Origin of the sequence: Clostridium sp. 1001283B150225_161107_B6 (genome assembly GCF_015556325.1) — a bacterium.
GTDB lineage: Bacteria > Bacillota > Clostridia > Lachnospirales > Lachnospiraceae > Enterocloster.
Genome location: NZ_JADNMD010000017.1, coordinates 111,148 through 127,862 on the forward strand (window position 1 = coordinate 111,148; position 16,715 = coordinate 127,862).

Sequence of the window (16,715 nt, forward strand, 5' to 3'; positions counted from 1 at the left end):
TCATGGTAAAGGAGAAGAGATTATGGGTAATGAGAAGAAAAAGGTCCATTATGCGTGGTATATTCTGGGCGTATGTATTTTAATCAATGTAATTGTACAGGCGCTGGTTATGCAGATTAGTTCCCTGTACATTGTACCGATGTACAATGACCTGCAGGTTCCAAGGTCACTGCTGTCCCTGCAGAGTGTATGCATTACGGTGGGAGCTGTGCTGACAGCGCCTTACTGGGGGAAATTGTATAAGAAGCACGGGGCCAGAAAACTGCTTCCCGGCTGTGTGGCCGTTACGGCTCTCTGTACCATAGGCCGTTCACTGATGCCCAATATATGGGGAATCCTGGTACTGGCTTTTATCAAGGGTGTATTCTTTACCGGAAGCACACTTCTGCCCATATCCATTCTGCTTACCATCTGGTTTAAGGAGAAGCGGGGATTTGCCATCAGTGTGGCTGCAATCGGAACCAGCATCGGCGGAGTTATCTTCAGCCCTGTGGTGGAACGGCTTATTAGTACATATGGCTGGCGCTTTTCAGACCGCGCCATGGGATTAATCATGCTGGTCATCGTAGTGCCTGTCACCTACCTGGTGGTCCGGTCCACGCCTAAGGATGTGGGCCTGCGGCCTTACGGAGCTGAAAATGCAGCTGCAAATGGAGCAAACACCAGTAACAGGACGCAGGGCGCCCAGAAGGAGGAGGCGCAGGTTACAGGCATGACAGCGGCCGAGGCCAGACGTTCCCCTATCCTCTATGTATTTCTGCTGGCCATCTTCTGTATGACCTTTGCAACAGGAGCAGCCCTGCAGCTGCCGGTTTACCTGACCGATATCGGATACGGCTCAGCTGTGGCTGCAAAGGTTGTGTCCGGTTACATGGCAGTGGGAATCTTCGGAAAGCTGATTTTAGGACATGTGACTGACCGGTTTGGAGAGAAGGCTGCCACGGTTTATGTGTGCGGCGTGGGAATCCTGGCATTTGTGGGATTTATATTTGCAAAGAACCAGGTGGCATTTTATATGATGATTGTGGCTTACGGGCTTGCATCCGGCATCACCTCCATAATGCCAACCCTTCTTACCAGTAAGATATTCGGAAACAGGGATTACGGTCCAATCTATGGAATGGTAGTTTCAGTGAACCGGTTCGGCGGCGTGGTGGGTACGCTTCTGGTATCCCTTCTCTATGATATTACGAAAAACTACAGCATCATCTGGCCTGCCTGCGTGATATCCATGGCCTTTACCCTGGTAGCCACCCTGGGATGCATGAAGCTATCCCGGAAAAAACTGGCGCAGGAACAGCAGGGCAAGGAACAGCCGGCTTAAATAGCGCTGATACAGAATGTGAAGCTAGAATGTGAAGTTAAAAAACCATGCCTCTTTCCGGTCGGGGAGAGAGGCATGGTTTTTTGGAATTAATATGCTTGATGTTAAATATGATTATTAGGTATGCCGGCAGTAAGTATGCTGGCATTAAGTATGCCGGTAGTAAGCGTACCGGATGCTATAATTTAGCCATGGCAGCCTCGTCTGCAACCACAATCACATCGTTGTGAAGCTGCAGTACGGATGCAGGAACATGAGGGGTTACAGGGCCGCGGAGTACATCGTGGAGAATCTGAGCCTTATCAGCGCCGCTGACAACCAGCAGGATTTTCTTAGCCTTCATAATGGTTCCGATACCCATGGTATAAGCCTGCTTCGGAACATCATCAATGGAAGCAAAGAAACGCTTATTGGCTTCGATGGTGCTCTGGGTCAGGTCCACGCAGTGCGTGGTCTTGGCAAACTCTTCGTCCGGCTCGTTGAATCCGATATGGCCGTTGTGTCCCAGGCCCAGAAGCTGCAGGTCAATGCCGCCTAAATTCTTAATCACGTCCTCATAGCGGGAGCATTCCTTTTCGCTGTCAGGCTGGGTGCCGTCGGGAACATTGGTTTTGTCCATGCTGATGTTGATGTGTTTGAACAGGTTGTTGTACATGAAGTAGTAGTAGCTCTGGTCATTCTCCCTGGTAAGCCCTCTGTATTCATCCAGGTTCACGCTCTTTACACTGGAGAAATCCAAATCGCCTTTGTTGTACCACTCAATCAGCTGCTTGTAGGTGCCGATAGGGGTTGAACCGGTTGCCAGGCCAAGAACACAGTCAGGCTTCATCAGTACCTGGGAAGCGATGATGCTGGCTGCCCTGCGGCTTAATTCATCGTAATCTTTTGCTTTGTAGATTTTCATAATAATTGCCACCTTTCCATACATTATTAGTAGTTGCGCTGCCCCGGATTTCCAGTGGGCCACTGTTTTGGAAAAAATTTTTATTAATCTTTAAATATAGGATAACATTTTCCTAACATACTTTCAAGGGGTAAATGCATAAAATATTTATAAAAGCAGATAGGCCGTGTTCAGGGCAGCTGCAGATTATGGGTGCGAGGAGTGAAAGTATGACCAATTATCGGAGATTGATATCTTATATCTACGCCTATGAAGGCGAGGTAAAAGGAAAGAATATTGGGTTTGCCAAGCTGGAATCCCGGAATGGACAATGCAAGCTCAGCGTAAATGTAAAAAAGGTTTACGTTGGAAGCAGCGACCTGGGGGTGTATCTGCTGGCTCCGGGAAAGGAGATTTTCCTGGGAAGTATTTTTATACGCAGCGGCGGGGGCGAATTCCGCGCTGTGGTGAATGTAGAAAATGCAGCTGATTCCGGCTGCTGCATGGACCAGTGCTATGGCCTGACCATACATGAACAGGGTGATTCATGGCGGGCCTACACAACCATCTGGGAGGATGCGGTGGCCCATGCGGCCGAGGTAGAGCTGGCGGATGTGACCTCCAGTAAAGTGGGAGACGCAGAGGCGCAGATACATAGAAAAGTGGAAGAACTGAATCAGGAGCTGCGGGCAGGGGAAAAGGCAGAAGAAGGCGGGAACAGCCCTGTCCTCAGCAGTTCACCGGCAGGGGCGCGGGAGATGCGCGTTGCCGGTAAACAGAACGGGATTCAGGAATCCTCTTTAAAACCAGCGCCTGACAGCGGGATAAAGGATGATTCCGCAAACATGCAGGAAGGCCGGGAATCTGTGGAGTCGGTACAGGAGGCAGAAATATCTCAGGAAGAAATGATATTGGGGACAGCGGGGGCAGAAACAGCTGAAACTGCGGAGACTCAGGAGGAGCAGGCTGACAGCGTACCGGAAACCAATGGGGAGACAGCGGAAGTTGTAAATCAGATGGATGTTTCAGCGTATCCGGAGGCCGGGGAGGAGTTGGAGCTGGAACCGGTGCGGCTGCCTGATACACAAGACAGTATGGAGATGGAGCCGGAATCACTGGAGGACAAAGCGCCGGATGGATTGGAGGAAACACAGGAATCAGAAGATACATCGGATTCCCCCTTAGAGTGCCAGTCAGAGAGGGCGGCAGCGCCAGGGAATAAAGACGCGGCCGGAACCGCACCTGTGGAAGACTTAAACCAGGCTGATGGTGCAACGCCTGCAAACAGGGAGAGAGAGCAGGAACAGGGACGCGGGACCTGGAATAACAACTGGAATTCTGCAGAGCGGCAGCAGAATACCCAGCGCAGCTGGAATGAAAAGAATGTGACATCCATCAGGAAACAGCTTTCTCAGGAGAACGGATTCATGCCCCGCGGGCTCCAGACACCCCAAGATTCGCTGAATATGGGGGCGCCCAGGCCGGATGATATGGTTCCTGATACAGGCATACCGCTGCAGCCTGATAATACACCGGTGAACAGAACGGTTCCCCGGCCAAATATCATGACCAGACCTGGGATGCCGCGCAGACACATGCCAACAGGAACAATGAATACAGGTGTCTCCGGGGGACAATCGGACCGGGAGCGGATGCCAGAGCAGTATTCCATGAAACGGCAGCCGATGGGAGGCCAGCCGCCAGTAGGAGGGCAGCCGCCAGTAGGAGGCCAGCAGCCAATGGGGGGGCAGCAGCCAATGGGAGGCCAGCAGCCGATGGGAGGCCAGCCGCCAGTAGGAGGCCAGCAGCCCGCACCAAACCAACGCCCAATGCCAAACCGGCGTCCGGTCAGCCAGCAGCCATCTCAGGGAAGTCAGCCATTTATAGGGGAGGCCGGACCGGAGGCAGCTGACAGCAGTACTGCAATGGGACCGGCGGAAGAAAAGGTGCCTGTGGTTGATACGGGAGAGGAAACTCTGATACTGGGAAATCCCCGGGAGTTGGAACGGCTGGAGCAGGAAGAGCAGCAATCGGACTTTCCCGGCAGACTTTGGGATGGGTTCCGCAAGCGGTATCCCAAAATACAGGCATTTGACAGCTCCAACGGGTGTGAGATTCTGACAATCAAGCCCCAGGATATAGGACTGCTTCCGCGGGAGAACTGGAATTACGGCAATAACAGTTTTCTGCTGCACGGATACTATAATTACCGTTATCTGATATTAGCCCGCATCGGCGATGAGACAAAAGGGCGGACCAGATACATACTTGGGGTGCCGGGCAATTACTACAGTAATGAAAAATACATGGCGTCCATGTTTGGTTTCCCGCATTTTGTGCTGGCAAGAAAACAGCCGTCACAGGACGGCCGATTTGGATACTGGTATACGGATGTGCGGTTAGAAAACCAGGATTAAAACAGTTCCCCATCTCGGCGCAGCCAGGCTGTGCCGGGGTGGGAAAACATGCCTGGCATCAATCTGTCAGTATACCTTAAATCCAGTACATTCCATATTAGCTCTAGTAATCAATTCCCCTAAGGGAAACCCGCCCCACATAGGGGCGTACCAAATCAGCAAATGCCGTCATTTCATCTTTTGTAAAGTCTGAATAGACCCCCGGGACCAGTACCTCCCCGGATTCCGTGAAGCACTGCAGGTAGTATTCGGGACAACCCTTAATCCACGGTCCAATCTGTCTGAAATCATCAGATGTGTGAAGACCGCGGACAACGGTGGTCCGGAATTCATAGGGAATACTGCCTGACCGCAGAAATTCAATGCTCTCATCTATCCGTTCCATGGAAAGGCCGGATATACCTGTTACCTCTTCATAGTGGTCCCGCCCTGCCTTGATATCCATTGCAACACAATCCAAAAGTTCCTTGGCGCACAAATCTTTCAAGATATGGGGCATGTAGCCATTGGTATCCAGCTTCACAGCCAGTCCCAGGCTCCGCACCTTCCGTATGAAATCCTCCAGGTCCGGCTGAAGGGTAGGCTCTCCGCCGGTGATGCAGACTCCTTCCAGCACCCGTCTGCGTTTTTCCAGAAACGCCAGAACGTATTCCTGTGATTCATATTCTTCTGCATCTGAACCCAGAAGTCCGCTGTTATGGCAGAACGGACATCGGAAATTACATCCCCCTGTAAATATAGTTGCAGCTACCCTGCCCGGAAAGTCCAGCAGCGTAGTCTTTTGAAGTCCGCATATTTTCATGGCACCTTAACCTGTCCCTTTTCAAATTTTCAAATATTCTATATAATGAAAAAGTATAACACACATAGAGCTTTAAAAAAAGAGGAATCAGATGATGAGAAGAGAACCCATTGACCGCGGAGAGGATACTATGGAAACAGCCCGGGAAACCCGCAGCAAAACAGCAGAGGCGGAAGCAGCCCGCCTGAAAGGCCAGGAAACGCGGCGCAGGAATTACGAGAAGAGAATGGAAAAACAGCGCCTTGCAGCCCTTGCAGCAGAGGAGCAGCGTTTAAAGCAGAGACAGCGGGATGAAGGATTTATGAGGGAAGCCCTCCGCCAGGCTAAAAAGGCAGCTGCCATAGGGGATGTGCCCATTGGCTGCGTAATTGTCTGCGGGGACAAAATCATTGCCAGAGGATATAACCGGCGTAATGCGGATAAGAGTGTGCTGTCCCACGCAGAAATCATTTCCATAAAAAAGGCATGTAAAAAAATAGGAGACTGGCGTCTGGAGGACTGCACCATGTATGTGACGCTGGAACCCTGTCCCATGTGCGCCGGAGCCATTGTCCAGGCCCGCATTCCCAGAATCGCTGTGGGGTGCATGAATCCCAAGGCAGGATGTGCGGGGTCTGTGCTGGACATGCTCCATGAACCGGGGTTCAACCATCAGGCAGAGGTGGTGGAAGGGGTGCTGGAGCAGGAGTGCTCGGAGCTGATGTCGGAGTTCTTCCGGGGCCTGCGGGGACAGAGGATAAAATAATTGTGCAATATGTATATTTATATTGCGTAATGAAAGCAAATATAATCCATTATTGACAATCAATATTATATGTGGTAAGGTTAATATATCAAACTTAAACAAAAACATCATGAGAGTGAGCATAATGACTAATAAAATACAGCGTACATCTCTCCAATCAGAGATTATCCGATATATACAGAATTACATCCAGGAAAACAACTTAAAACCCGGCGACCGTCTTCCTTCACAGGAAAAACTGATAGAGATGATGGGGGTCAGCAGGACCTCCCTCAGGGAAGCCATGAAGACACTGGAGGCCAGGAACGTACTGGAGGCAAAGAACGGCAAGGGAATCTATGTGGGGAGCCAGGAGATTAATGACCTTCTGAGACTGATTGATTTTGCCAAGGAAAAGGAACTGCTCCTGGATACCTTGGAGGTGCGTAAAATATTGGAGCGGGAGATACTCCGCATGGTTATCCACTCCGCAACCCAGGAGGACTTAGAGGAGCTGGGCGCCATAACAAAGGTGCTGATGGCAAAGTTCCGCCGTGGGGAGCAGCAGACAGCGGAGGATAAGAAGTTCCACTATACCATCTACCGTCTGTCCCATAACCAGGTCATGTATCAGCTGATTCTGTCCATCAGCGGTGTCATGGATAAGTTCTGGGAATTTCCGCTGAACATGGAGGACCCGTTTTTGGAAAGCCTTCCTCTCCATGAGGAGCTTTATAATGCCATCTGCGAAAAGAATGTGAAAAAAGCACAGACAATCAATGAAAAGCTTTTGGATGCTGTGTACAGAGATATACGGAAACAACGATAATATTTTATAAATTTATTCCAACCTATATTATAGCATATAGCATATAGGATTGTATATTATTTACAAATAATCAGGGAGGAGAGAGGTAATGATATGACAAATCAGGAGGAGTACCTAAAAAGTACAAAGCTAATCACGGCCCATTACGGGGAAGAGTATGAGCACTATTACAATGCAATCGTTCCCCCGGTATTCATGAATTCGCTCAATGTATTTGAGACACTTGATGATTACTATGACTTTGACCGGACCGACAAGCACAAATATTGCTATGGACGGGTGCAGAATCCCACGGTGCGCATACTGGAGGACAAGATAGCCGCCCTGGAGCACGGCACAGGGGCCCTGGCTTTTGCATCCGGCATGGCGGCAGCCACTACGGCGGTCCTCACGGCCTGTAAGGCAGGCAGCCATGTAGTGTGCCTCCACAATGCATACGGACCCTTAAAGGACTTTCTCAGCAAATACTGCAGGGAGCATTTGGACATTACCATCACCTATGTGACGGGAGAACGGGTGGAGGAGTTTGAGGAGGCTGTGACGGACGCCACGGACCTGATTGTACTGGAGAGTCCGGCTTCCGTGGTATTTTCTCTTCAGGACATACGGGCTGTGTCTCGGATTGCACGGGAACACCAGGCGCTGGTGTACATAGATAATACGTTCTGTACTCCGATTTACCAGCAGCCCCTGGATATGGGGGCGGATATTGTAATGCATACTACCTCCAAGTACATTGGCGGACACAGTGACATCATCGGAGGCATGCTGGCAGTAAAGGATGAGGGACTTATGAAAAAGCTGACCGCCAACAGGGAGCTTCTGGGCGGAATCGTGGGTCCCATGGAGGCGTGGCTCATGATAAGGGGACTGCGGACCATGGAGGTCAGGCTGGCCGCCCATCAGGCCGCAGCCATGGAGGTGGCAAAATTCCTGGAAGCCCATCCCAAGGTGCGCAGGGTGAATTACCCCGGGCTTCCCTCCCATCCCCAGTATGAGCTGATGAAGCGGCAGCAGACAGGCAATACCGGGCTTATGAGCTTTGAGATTGACGGAACCACAGAGGATGCGGTAAAGCTGGCGGAGAGCCTTAAGATATTTAAGATAGGCGTGTCATGGGGAGGATTTGAGAGTCTTGTGTTCCTGCCTCACGCCAGACTGGATGAAGCCGCCTGCCGGGTACTGGGAGCAGGACAGAACGTTATCCGCATCCACTGCGGACTGGAAGGTACAGATGCCTTGATTTCAGATTTGGAATCGGCTCTTGCTAAGATATAGAAGCTTGGAAGAACAGCAACAAGAAGCAGTGAAAATCAAGCAGTAAAAAGGAGGAGAACAGATGAAGAAGAAACAATTAGCAGCAATGGCATTGGCGGCTGTGATGCTGACAGGATGCGGAGGCGGCAGTGCTGCTCCGGATGCCACAAAAGCAGCGGACGGCGGGGCAGCTGCCACGTCAGCGGACGCAGGCGGCAAGGATGACGGCGGCGGTAAAGCTGCATCCGGTGAAGCTGTCACCATCACCCTGGTGGAGTCCCTTACAAGTCCTGAGAGGACGGCTGTTCTGAGGGAGATTGCGGATAAGTATCAGGCTGAGCACTCAAACATTACCATTGATATCATTTCCCCGCCCCTGGAGAATGCAGATGCCAAAATCACCCAGATGCTCATGAACGGAAGCGGCGCTGACATTGTGGAGGTGCGTGATTCCACCGTGACCCAGTATGCCACCAATGAATGGATTGCCGACCTTCAGAAATACATTGACGGGTGGGATGAGAAGGATACCCTGACCGAGTCGGCCGACGAGGTAATCCATTACCTCAAGGGAGGCGCTTACCTGATTCCTTACGGATTCTATCAGAGAGGCCTGTTCTACCGCGCGGACTGGTTTGAGGAGAAGGGACTTGACCAGCCGGAGACATGGCAGGACATCTACGATGCCGGCCTGGCTATCACGGACCCGTCTAACAGCAGGTTCGGCTACTCCTTCCGCGGCGGCCCCAGCGGCTATCAGTATGCGGATACCATTTACTGGAGCTGGATTGGCACGGATAAGGTGGCGGACCCCAATGCGGCCTACTTCTTAAAGGATGGGGACGGCGCAACTATTTTCACCCTGCCTGAGGTAAAAGAGGCGCTGCACTTCTACAAAGACCTGTTTAAGAATACCTGTCCGACCGACTCTATTGCATGGGGATTCTCTGAGATGGTGCAGGGCTTTGTGGGCGGAACCACAGCCATGCTGATTCAGGACCCGGAAGTAATCGCCACCTGTTCCGCCGATATGCAGGATGACCAGTGGGCGCTGGTTCCGTTCCCCAAGGGACCATCGGGCCAGGCTGTATTCCCCAACGGATTTGCAGGCTGGGGTATGACATCCTTCACCGAGCATCCGGATGAGACCGCGGATTTCCTGCTGTACTTATCCAATTCCGAGAACAATACATACTTTGCAAAAAATTATTCCACAATCCCGATTCACAACAATGCGGCTGAGAAGGATACTTACTTCTCCGAGGGACGTTTTGCAATGTACATGGATATGGCAAAAGAACCGGATGTGTACCGCCATGCGGCATATCCCCAGATGTATGAGGCATTTGCCACCTATAAGACAGAGGTTGATACCATGTACCAGAAATACCTGACCGATGAAATAACGGATGATGAGCTGCTGCAGTGGTTGGATGAGTTCTGGACCCAGGCTTACAAGGATGAGGGTCAGAAGTGGTAAGGCCGGATTGACGAAAAACGTATGAAACACAATCAGTAAGGACCGGAGGGTGCCGGGAGCGGGGGACCTGCTCCCGGCACTTCCGGATATTGAGCTGTGCGCGCTGGTCCGGGAAAAACGGAACGCGCAGCCGGCAAGGAGGGAATGGCATGAAACAAACGTCAAAATTAAAAATGAGGAGAGCCCGCTTCATCTTTATCATGGTTCTTCCTGCCATACTGTTTCCCATGATATTTACCTACTATCCGATGATAAAGGGGTCCCTGATGGCGTTCCAGAGCTACAACCTGATGAATGTCAAGAATATCAAGTGGGTGGGTCTGGAAAATTTCAGCAAGCTGTTTGCCCACAACACCAGCAATACCTTTTACTCCACCATGCTCAACACGGTCAAATGGGTGGGAATCTCCCTGTTTGTCCAGTTTACAGTTGGTTTTGCCATGGCATTGCTTCTGAAAAAGAAATTTAAGGGTTCCAGCCTTTACCAGGGCCTGATTTTCTTCCCCTGGGCTGTTTCGGGTTTTATTATCGGCATCATGTGGCGCTGGATGTTTAACGGAACCTCAGGCGTCATCAATGACCTGCTTATGAGAATGCATTTAATCAGCCAGCCGGTGGGATGGCTGGCCAGCAAGAACACGGCCCTTTACTCCTGTATCATCGCCAATATATGGTACGGCATACCATTTTTCACCATTATGATAACGGCAGCCTTAAGAGGCGTGTCCGAAGACCTGTATGAAGCTGCGGACGTGGACGGGGCCAGCCCGTTCCAGAAGTTCACCAACATCACGGTGCCCTGTATCCGTTCCGTGCTGCTTTTGACGGTCCTGCTGAGGGTAATCTGGATATTTAATTTCCCGGATTTGATTTACTCCATGACCCAGGGCGGGCCTGCAGGCTCATCCAACATCATCACGTCCTATATGATGCAGCTGGTCCAGAGTCTGGATTACGGCCTGGCGTCAGCGGTAGGCGTGCTGTGTATCCTGTTCCTCATTGTATTTGCGGCCATTTATCTGGTTGCCACCAAGTATACGGACGAGGAGGCATGATATCATGACAATGAAGAATAAGAAAAGGCTCAAAAGCCTGTTGAAATATTTAATACTGGCATGTTTCCTTGTGCTGACCATGTTTCCCTTTGTATGGATGCTTCTCACATCCTTAAAGGGTTCCCAGGGAGAAATCTATGCGTTTCCGGTCCGGTATCTTCCTAACCCGGCATCTGCGGTCAACTATGTGGCCATGCTGTGGAAGGGGAATTTCGGGCGGTATATGCTGAACTCCTTTTTCTCCTCGGCAGTTGCAGCCACCTGTGCGGTGTTCATCGCCATACTGGCCAGCTATGTCATTAGCCGGTTCCATTTCCGGTTTAAGAATGTGCTTCTGCTGTTTTTCCTGGTCACGCAGATGATACCCATGTTCATCATGCTGGCTCCGCTGTACCAGCTCCTGGCAAAGGTGAAGATGCTCAACGACCTGCGCAGCCTGGCCATGCTCTATACCAATATGATGATACCCTTTTCAGTGGTGACATTGTGCGGTTTCTTTGACAGCGTACCCAAATCCCTGGAGGAGGCTGCCTGGATAGACGGATGCGGTTATTTCAAGGCGCTGTTTAAAGTGGTGGTGCCGGTCATCATGCCCGGCATAGCGGCAACCTTCATATTTGCCTTTATCAATTCATGGAATGAACTCTTCATGGCAGTCATGTTCATTGACGTGGATAAGTTCAAGACCATACCGGTAGGGCTTAACGGCCTGATTCTGAAGTACGATATTAAATGGGGCGAGATGGCGGCAGGAACCATCATGTCCCTGGTTCCTACAATGTGTCTCTTTGCCTTTGCCCAGAAGTATATGATTGAAGGGCTTACGGCAGGTTCGGTTAAGGGTTAAGCGTGCTGTCCTGCACAGGAGCGGGCCGGGGCCGGCGGACAGATATTAAATTTGTCCGCCGGCTCCGGCTTTTCCTGCGGTAAAATAAGGGCATGGATGATTCCGGCAGGGATAAGGAGGAAGAGGATGAGCATATTATTTGAACTGGAGCGGATGGAGCGTCTGGCAGATGACTTAAACCAGCTTCGCAGGCCGGTGAGAATTCCGGTCAGCCATTATAAAAGAATGGAAGGCAAGGAAAACGGCAGTCCATGGTGCTGCACCGATGAATGGGAGGACTGCGCCATAGAAGAACCCTGGGGGAGCCTGGACAGCCACAGGTGGTACAGGACAACGGTTAAAATACCCACGCACCTGGACGGGGCGCATGTGGAATTCCTCATCACCACCGGAAGGGAAGGCCAGTGGGATGCAACCAACCCCCAGATGCTTTTTTACCTGAACGGAAGCATCGTCCAGGGCGTGGACGTAAACCACAGGGAAATCATGATAAGCCCCGGCGCCAGGGCAGGGGAGTCCTATGAGATAGCCATTCTGGCCTACAGCGGCAGCGTGCCGGGGGACCTGATTATCCGCACGGAACTGGTCCGGGTGGATGACGCCGTGGAAAAGGCTTACTATGATTTTCTTGTACCGGTCCAGGCAGCCCGGCTTCTGAAAAAGCCGGATGAGGAAAATTACAGACGCATACTGGTAAAGCTGGGGCCTGCGGCAGATGCCCTGGATTTAAGGGAACCGTATTCTGACCGGTTCTACCAATCCGTGGAGGCAATGGAAGCAATCCTGAAAAAGGAATTTTACGAACACGTGGACCTACACGCTCCGGTGGTGAGCGCAGTGGGCCACACCCATATTGATATTGCCTGGCTGTGGACCGTGGACCAGACCAGGGAAAAGGCCGTGAGAAGCTTTTCAACCGTATTGGAGCTGATGGACCGGTACCCGGACTATAAATTCATGTCCAGCCAGCCCATTCTGTACCAGTTTGTAAAGGAACAGGAACCGGAGCTGTATGAACGCATCCGGGAGCGGGTAAGGGAGGGGCGCTGGGAGACTGACGGGGCCATGTGGCTGGAGTCGGACTGCAACCTGCCGGCAGGGGAATCCCTGGTCCGCCAAATCATTAAGGGCGAGCAGTTCTTTATGGAGGAATTCGGCATCCCCAGCAGATGCCTGTGGCTGCCTGATGTATTTGGCTATTCCGCTGCCATACCGCAGATACTGAAAAAATGCGGCATTCCCTATTTTCTCACCACGAAGATTGCCTGGAACCAGTTTAACCAGCTGCCCAACGACACCTTCATGTGGAAGGGAATCGACGGCAGCCGTGTGTTCGTATTCATGCCCACTGCCTGTGACTTTGACAAGACCCTGGGGTTAAATGTGTCATTTACAGATACCAGGAACACTACCACTTACACGGGCATTGTCAATCCCAATATGACGCTGGGCACCTTTAAACGGTTCCAGAACAGGGATTTGACAGAGGACACATTAATGCTCTTTGGATTCGGAGACGGCGGAGGCGGTCCAACCAGGGAAATGCTGGAGGAGGCAAAGCGTCTTCAGTACGGTCTTCCGGGTATCCCCAGGCTGGTCCAGGAAAGTGAACGGACCTTTTTTGACCGGATTTACCGCGGCATTGCGTCCAAGCCAGGTATGCCGGTATGGGATGGGGAACTTTATTTTGAGTACCACAGGGGAACACTGACCTCCATGGGAAAGAACAAACGCTATAACAGGAAAAGCGAGCAAATGTATGAGCAGCTGGAGACACTGGGAGTCATGGCAGAGCTTAAGGGCCTGGCATATCCCGGTGATGTCATAAAAAGAGGATGGGATATTATCCTGCTGAACCAGTTCCACGATATTATTCCGGGAAGCGCCATCGGACCTGTCTATGACCAGACAGACCGGGAGTATACGGACATACTGGAATCCGGCGCAGATACAATCCTTCATCTGGCAAAAGACCTGGGAAGCAGGGGCTGCGGAGCGGGTAAGGATATCAGCGGGGAAAATCCCGCAGCGCGCAAGGTTTTTGTAATCAATACGCAGGGCTATGAGCGGGAGGATACGGTAACGGTGTCCGGCGTGGACAGAACGGATGCGGCCTATGCCTGCGACTGCCTGGGACGCAGGTATCCGGTCCAGTATGTGGGGGAGGACACGCTCATATTCCACGCAAAGGGAATCCCATCCTGCGGCTATACCGTGTACAGCCTCACAGGAGCAGAAGAAGATAGCGGGAATCAGAGTATGGAAGGACCTGCCGGAAAATGTCCCGGACCATGGAACGGATTCTTTGAAAATGAATGGTACAGGGCTGAATTTAATGATAAAATGGAGCTTGTCTCGCTGATTGAAAAGGAAACGGGATGCCAGCTGTTAAAAGAGGGGAGGGTGGGAAACCAGCTTCTGACCTTTGAGGACCGCCCCATGAACTGGGACAATTGGGATGTGGACCTGTTTTACCAGAGGAAGCCCTATGAAGCCGACTGCGTGACAGCCCCGGTGTTAAAGGAATGGGGGCCGGTCAGGACCGTTGTTTCCATCGCCCACCGGTTTGCAGGCTCCCTTGTGGAGCAGGATATCGTGTTCTATCCCAATCTGCCCAGAATCGACTTTGTGACGCGGGCGGACTGGAGAGACCATCATGTGCTGCTGCGGGTTCATTTCCCGGCCCGGATTAACGCCGCCAGGGCTTCTTATGAGATACAGTTCGGCAATGTGGAGCGGGAGACCACCAGCAACCATAGCTGGGATACGGCCAAATTTGAGGTCTGTGCCCATAAATGGGCGGACCTGTCGGAAAACGGACTGGGGCTCAGCCTCATCAATGACTGTAAATACGGCCACAGCATCAAGGACGGTGAAATGGGACTGACCCTGATTAAATCAGGTACCTATCCCAATGAAAACGCAGATATAGGCATCCACGAATTCACCTATTCCATTTATCCCCACAAGGGAAGATGGCAGGAGGCCAGGACCGTGGAAATGGCCTATGACCTGAACTCGCCCCTGGTATCCGCCCTGCTGCCCTATGCAGGCACAGGGGAAGCATGGAGCATGGTATCCGTGGACCAGCCAGGCTGTTTTGTGGAAATGATGAAAAAAGCAGAGGATGGAAACGGGTATATCCTCCGCATCTATGAAAACCGCAACACCAGGACGCCCATGACAGTAACCCTTGGCTTTGAGGCATACCGGGCGGAGGAATGCGATTTGCTGGAAAGACCTCTGAAGCTCCTTGAGACAGACGGGCATACATTTAAGGATTTCATTCTGCCTTATGAAATCAAGACATACCGTATCATCCCCGCCGGTGCGTAAGGCGCCGGAAATACACACACCGGAACACAGTGGAGGAACCGCATGGAAGAACAAAGGGCATGGTGGAAAGAATGCGTGGTGTACCAGATTTATCCCAGAAGCTTTCAGGACAGCAATGGGGACGGGATTGGCGACCTGAACGGCATCAGGAGCCGTCTGGATTACCTTAAGGACCTGGGAATTGATGTAATATGGCTCTCTCCCGTGTATCAATCGCCGGGGGATGACAATGGCTATGATATCAGTGATTATAAGGCTGTTATGGATGTGTTCGGCACCATGGAGGACTTTGACTGCCTTCTGGCGGAAATACATCACAGAGGGATGAAGCTGGTGATGGACCTGGTGGTAAACCATACATCGGACGAACATGCCTGGTTTGCGGAGAGCCGCAGGTCCCGTGACAATCCTTACAGGGATTACTATATATGGAAGGAGCCTGTGAACGAGGGACCGCCTAATAACTGGGCGTCCCGTTTCCGCGGTCCGGCCTGGGAATATGACGGAAGGACGGGCATGTATTACCTTCACATTTATTCTAAAAAGCAGCCTGACCTGAACTGGGAAAATCCGCGGGTACGGCAGGAGATATATGAGATGATGACCTGGTGGGGAAACAAGGGGATTGACGGCTTCAGAATGGATGTAATATCCATGCTGTCCAAGGACCAGCGGTTTCCCGACGGGGTATTAAAAGAGGGGAATCCCTATGGGGACGGTCTTCCCTATTACGCCAATGGCCCCAGGATTCATGCGTATCTGCAGGAGATGAACCGGGAAGTCCTGTCGCGGTTTGACTGGATGACCGTGGGAGAGGGCGTGGGCGTGGGAACCAGGGAGGCGGTGCAGTATGCGGGATACGAGTCCCATGAGCTGAACATGATGTTCCACTTTGAACACGTGGAGCTGAATCCCGGACCCTTTGGAAAATGGAATGATAACCCGGTCTGTCTCAGGGACCTGAAGAAAGTACTGAGCCGGTGGCAGACAGAGCTGGAGGGAAAGGCCTGGAACAGCCTGTTCTGGGAGAATCACGATTATCCCAGGGCAGTGTCCCGTTTTGGCAATGACAGCCCCGGGTTTTGGGAGCTGTCTGCTAAAATGCTGGCAGTCTGTCTCTATATGATGAAGGGAACACCCTATATCTATCAGGGCCAGGAGCTGGGCATGACGAATTTTCAGGGCAGCAGCCTGGAGGATTTCCAGGATATTGAAATCCATCATGTATACCGTGAGATGGTGGGAAGCGGACGTATTTCCCATGAGGAGATGATGCGCTACATCAATCATACGGGGCGCGACAATGCAAGGACGCCCATGCAGTGGGATGATACGGAACAGGCGGGATTTACCGATGGCACGCCCTGGCTCAGGGTAAATCCCAATCATACCTGGCTCAATGTTAAGGAGCAGGCCGGGCGCAGTGATTCCGTCCTGTGCTTCTATAAGCAGCTGATAAAATTAAGGCATACCATGGATATTCTTGTGTATGGGGCCTACCGGCTGCTATTGGAGGAAAGCGGGGCCATATTTGCATATGAAAGGTCTTTGGGGAAGGAGCGCCTGACTGTCCTGTGCAATTTTACGGACCGGACGCAAAAGAGCGGGCTGTCTGTACGGGAGCTGGGTGCCGGAACCATACTCATTGGAAACTATCCGGACCGGAGGGGGATATCACAGGGGGACGCCGTCGCCTTGTGTGAGGAGGACATCTGCCTCAGACCCTATGAAGCCATTGTGTTTATGCAATAATTGCTGGAG

General features: G+C 51.7%; 12 protein-coding genes. 10 read left to right on the forward strand and 2 right to left on the reverse strand.

Annotated features, from left to right (window positions below):
* Positions 1-22: 22 nt before the first annotated feature.
* Positions 23-1,324 (forward strand): MFS transporter, encoded by a 1,302-nt coding sequence (locus I2H39_RS26755; protein WP_195627954.1) that lies wholly within the window; start codon positions 23-25, stop codon positions 1,322-1,324.
* 178 nt (positions 1,325-1,502) lie between these two features.
* Here the strand turns inward: I2H39_RS26755 and nagB are convergent, their stop codons facing one another.
* Entirely contained in the window at positions 1,503-2,228 is a 726-nt protein-coding gene (nagB, locus tag I2H39_RS26760) for a glucosamine-6-phosphate deaminase (RefSeq protein ID WP_138310346.1), read from the reverse strand.
* 209 nt (positions 2,229-2,437) lie between these two features.
* On the opposite strand from nagB, the gene I2H39_RS26765 reads away from it, so the two are divergent.
* The gene (locus tag I2H39_RS26765; RefSeq protein ID WP_195627955.1) at positions 2,438-4,624 is read left to right on the forward strand and encodes a DUF6128 domain-containing protein; all 2,187 of its coding nucleotides are present in this window, start codon (positions 2,438-2,440) and stop codon (positions 4,622-4,624) included.
* 103 nt (positions 4,625-4,727) lie between these two features.
* Here I2H39_RS26765 and I2H39_RS26770 read toward each other — a convergent pair whose 3' ends face one another.
* The gene (locus I2H39_RS26770; RefSeq protein WP_195627956.1) at positions 4,728-5,426 is read right to left on the reverse strand and encodes an anaerobic ribonucleoside-triphosphate reductase activating protein; all 699 of its coding nucleotides are present in this window, start codon (positions 5,424-5,426) and stop codon (positions 4,728-4,730) included.
* A gap of 226 nt (positions 5,427-5,652) precedes the next feature.
* Here I2H39_RS26770 and tadA point away from each other — a divergent pair, with 226 nt between their 5' ends.
* The 8 genes from tadA to I2H39_RS26810 all read left to right on the forward strand — a co-directional run bounded on the left by tadA (position 5,653) and on the right by I2H39_RS26810 (position 16,706).
* Positions 5,653-6,171 (forward strand): tRNA adenosine(34) deaminase TadA, encoded by a 519-nt coding sequence (gene tadA / locus I2H39_RS26775; protein WP_347563866.1) that lies wholly within the window; start codon positions 5,653-5,655, stop codon positions 6,169-6,171.
* 124 nt (positions 6,172-6,295) lie between these two features.
* Positions 6,296-6,979 (forward strand): FadR/GntR family transcriptional regulator, encoded by a 684-nt coding sequence (locus I2H39_RS26780; RefSeq protein WP_195627957.1) that lies wholly within the window; start codon positions 6,296-6,298, stop codon positions 6,977-6,979.
* A 93-nt stretch (positions 6,980-7,072) separates the two neighbouring features.
* Positions 7,073-8,257 (forward strand): PLP-dependent aspartate aminotransferase family protein, encoded by a 1,185-nt coding sequence (locus tag I2H39_RS26785; protein WP_195627958.1) that lies wholly within the window; start codon positions 7,073-7,075, stop codon positions 8,255-8,257.
* 61 nt (positions 8,258-8,318) lie between these two features.
* Positions 8,319-9,716: a sugar ABC transporter substrate-binding protein gene (locus tag I2H39_RS26790; protein ID WP_138310341.1), complete on the forward strand. Its 1,398-nt coding sequence runs from the start codon at positions 8,319-8,321 to the stop codon at positions 9,714-9,716.
* 149 nt (positions 9,717-9,865) lie between these two features.
* Positions 9,866-10,771 carry a sugar ABC transporter permease gene (locus I2H39_RS26795; RefSeq protein WP_138310340.1) on the forward strand — a complete coding sequence of 302 codons (906 nt, stop codon included), beginning with the start codon at positions 9,866-9,868 and terminating at the stop codon, positions 10,769-10,771.
* 4 nt (positions 10,772-10,775) lie between these two features.
* Positions 10,776-11,618 (forward strand): carbohydrate ABC transporter permease, encoded by an 843-nt coding sequence (locus I2H39_RS26800; protein WP_138310339.1) that lies wholly within the window; start codon positions 10,776-10,778, stop codon positions 11,616-11,618.
* Between the two features lie 126 nt (positions 11,619-11,744).
* On the forward strand, positions 11,745-14,954 hold the full coding sequence (locus I2H39_RS26805; protein ID WP_195627959.1) for a glycoside hydrolase family 38 C-terminal domain-containing protein: 3,210 nt from the start codon (positions 11,745-11,747) through the stop codon (positions 14,952-14,954).
* Positions 14,955-14,996: 42 nt separating this feature from the next.
* Positions 14,997-16,706, forward strand: coding sequence for an alpha-glucosidase (locus I2H39_RS26810; protein WP_195627960.1), 1,710 nt, complete (start codon positions 14,997-14,999; stop codon positions 16,704-16,706).
* The last annotated feature ends 9 nt before the right edge of the window (positions 16,707-16,715 follow it).

What these genes read in the sequence shown, in the direction of transcription:
- I2H39_RS26800 (WP_138310339.1), top strand. Translation starts at nt 10,776, where the DNA reads ATGACAATGAAGAATAAGAAAAGGCTCAAAAGCCTGTTGAAATATTTA.
- I2H39_RS26805 (WP_195627959.1), top strand. Translation starts at nt 11,745, where the DNA reads ATGAGCATATTATTTGAACTGGAGCGGATGGAGCGTCTGGCAGATGAC.
- I2H39_RS26795 (WP_138310340.1), top strand. Translation starts at nt 9,866, where the DNA reads ATGAAACAAACGTCAAAATTAAAAATGAGGAGAGCCCGCTTCATCTTT.
- nagB (WP_138310346.1), bottom strand. Translation starts at nt 2,228, where the DNA reads ATGAAAATCTACAAAGCAAAAGATTACGATGAATTAAGCCGCAGGGCA.
- I2H39_RS26765 (WP_195627955.1), top strand. Translation starts at nt 2,438, where the DNA reads ATGACCAATTATCGGAGATTGATATCTTATATCTACGCCTATGAAGGC.
- I2H39_RS26780 (WP_195627957.1), top strand. Translation starts at nt 6,296, where the DNA reads ATGACTAATAAAATACAGCGTACATCTCTCCAATCAGAGATTATCCGA.
- I2H39_RS26770 (WP_195627956.1), bottom strand. Translation starts at nt 5,426, where the DNA reads ATGAAAATATGCGGACTTCAAAAGACTACGCTGCTGGACTTTCCGGGC.
- I2H39_RS26785 (WP_195627958.1), top strand. Translation starts at nt 7,073, where the DNA reads ATGACAAATCAGGAGGAGTACCTAAAAAGTACAAAGCTAATCACGGCC.
- tadA (WP_347563866.1), top strand. Translation starts at nt 5,653, where the DNA reads ATGGAAAAACAGCGCCTTGCAGCCCTTGCAGCAGAGGAGCAGCGTTTA.
- I2H39_RS26755 (WP_195627954.1), top strand. Translation starts at nt 23, where the DNA reads ATGGGTAATGAGAAGAAAAAGGTCCATTATGCGTGGTATATTCTGGGC.
- I2H39_RS26790 (WP_138310341.1), top strand. Translation starts at nt 8,319, where the DNA reads ATGAAGAAGAAACAATTAGCAGCAATGGCATTGGCGGCTGTGATGCTG.
- I2H39_RS26810 (WP_195627960.1), top strand. Translation starts at nt 14,997, where the DNA reads ATGGAAGAACAAAGGGCATGGTGGAAAGAATGCGTGGTGTACCAGATT.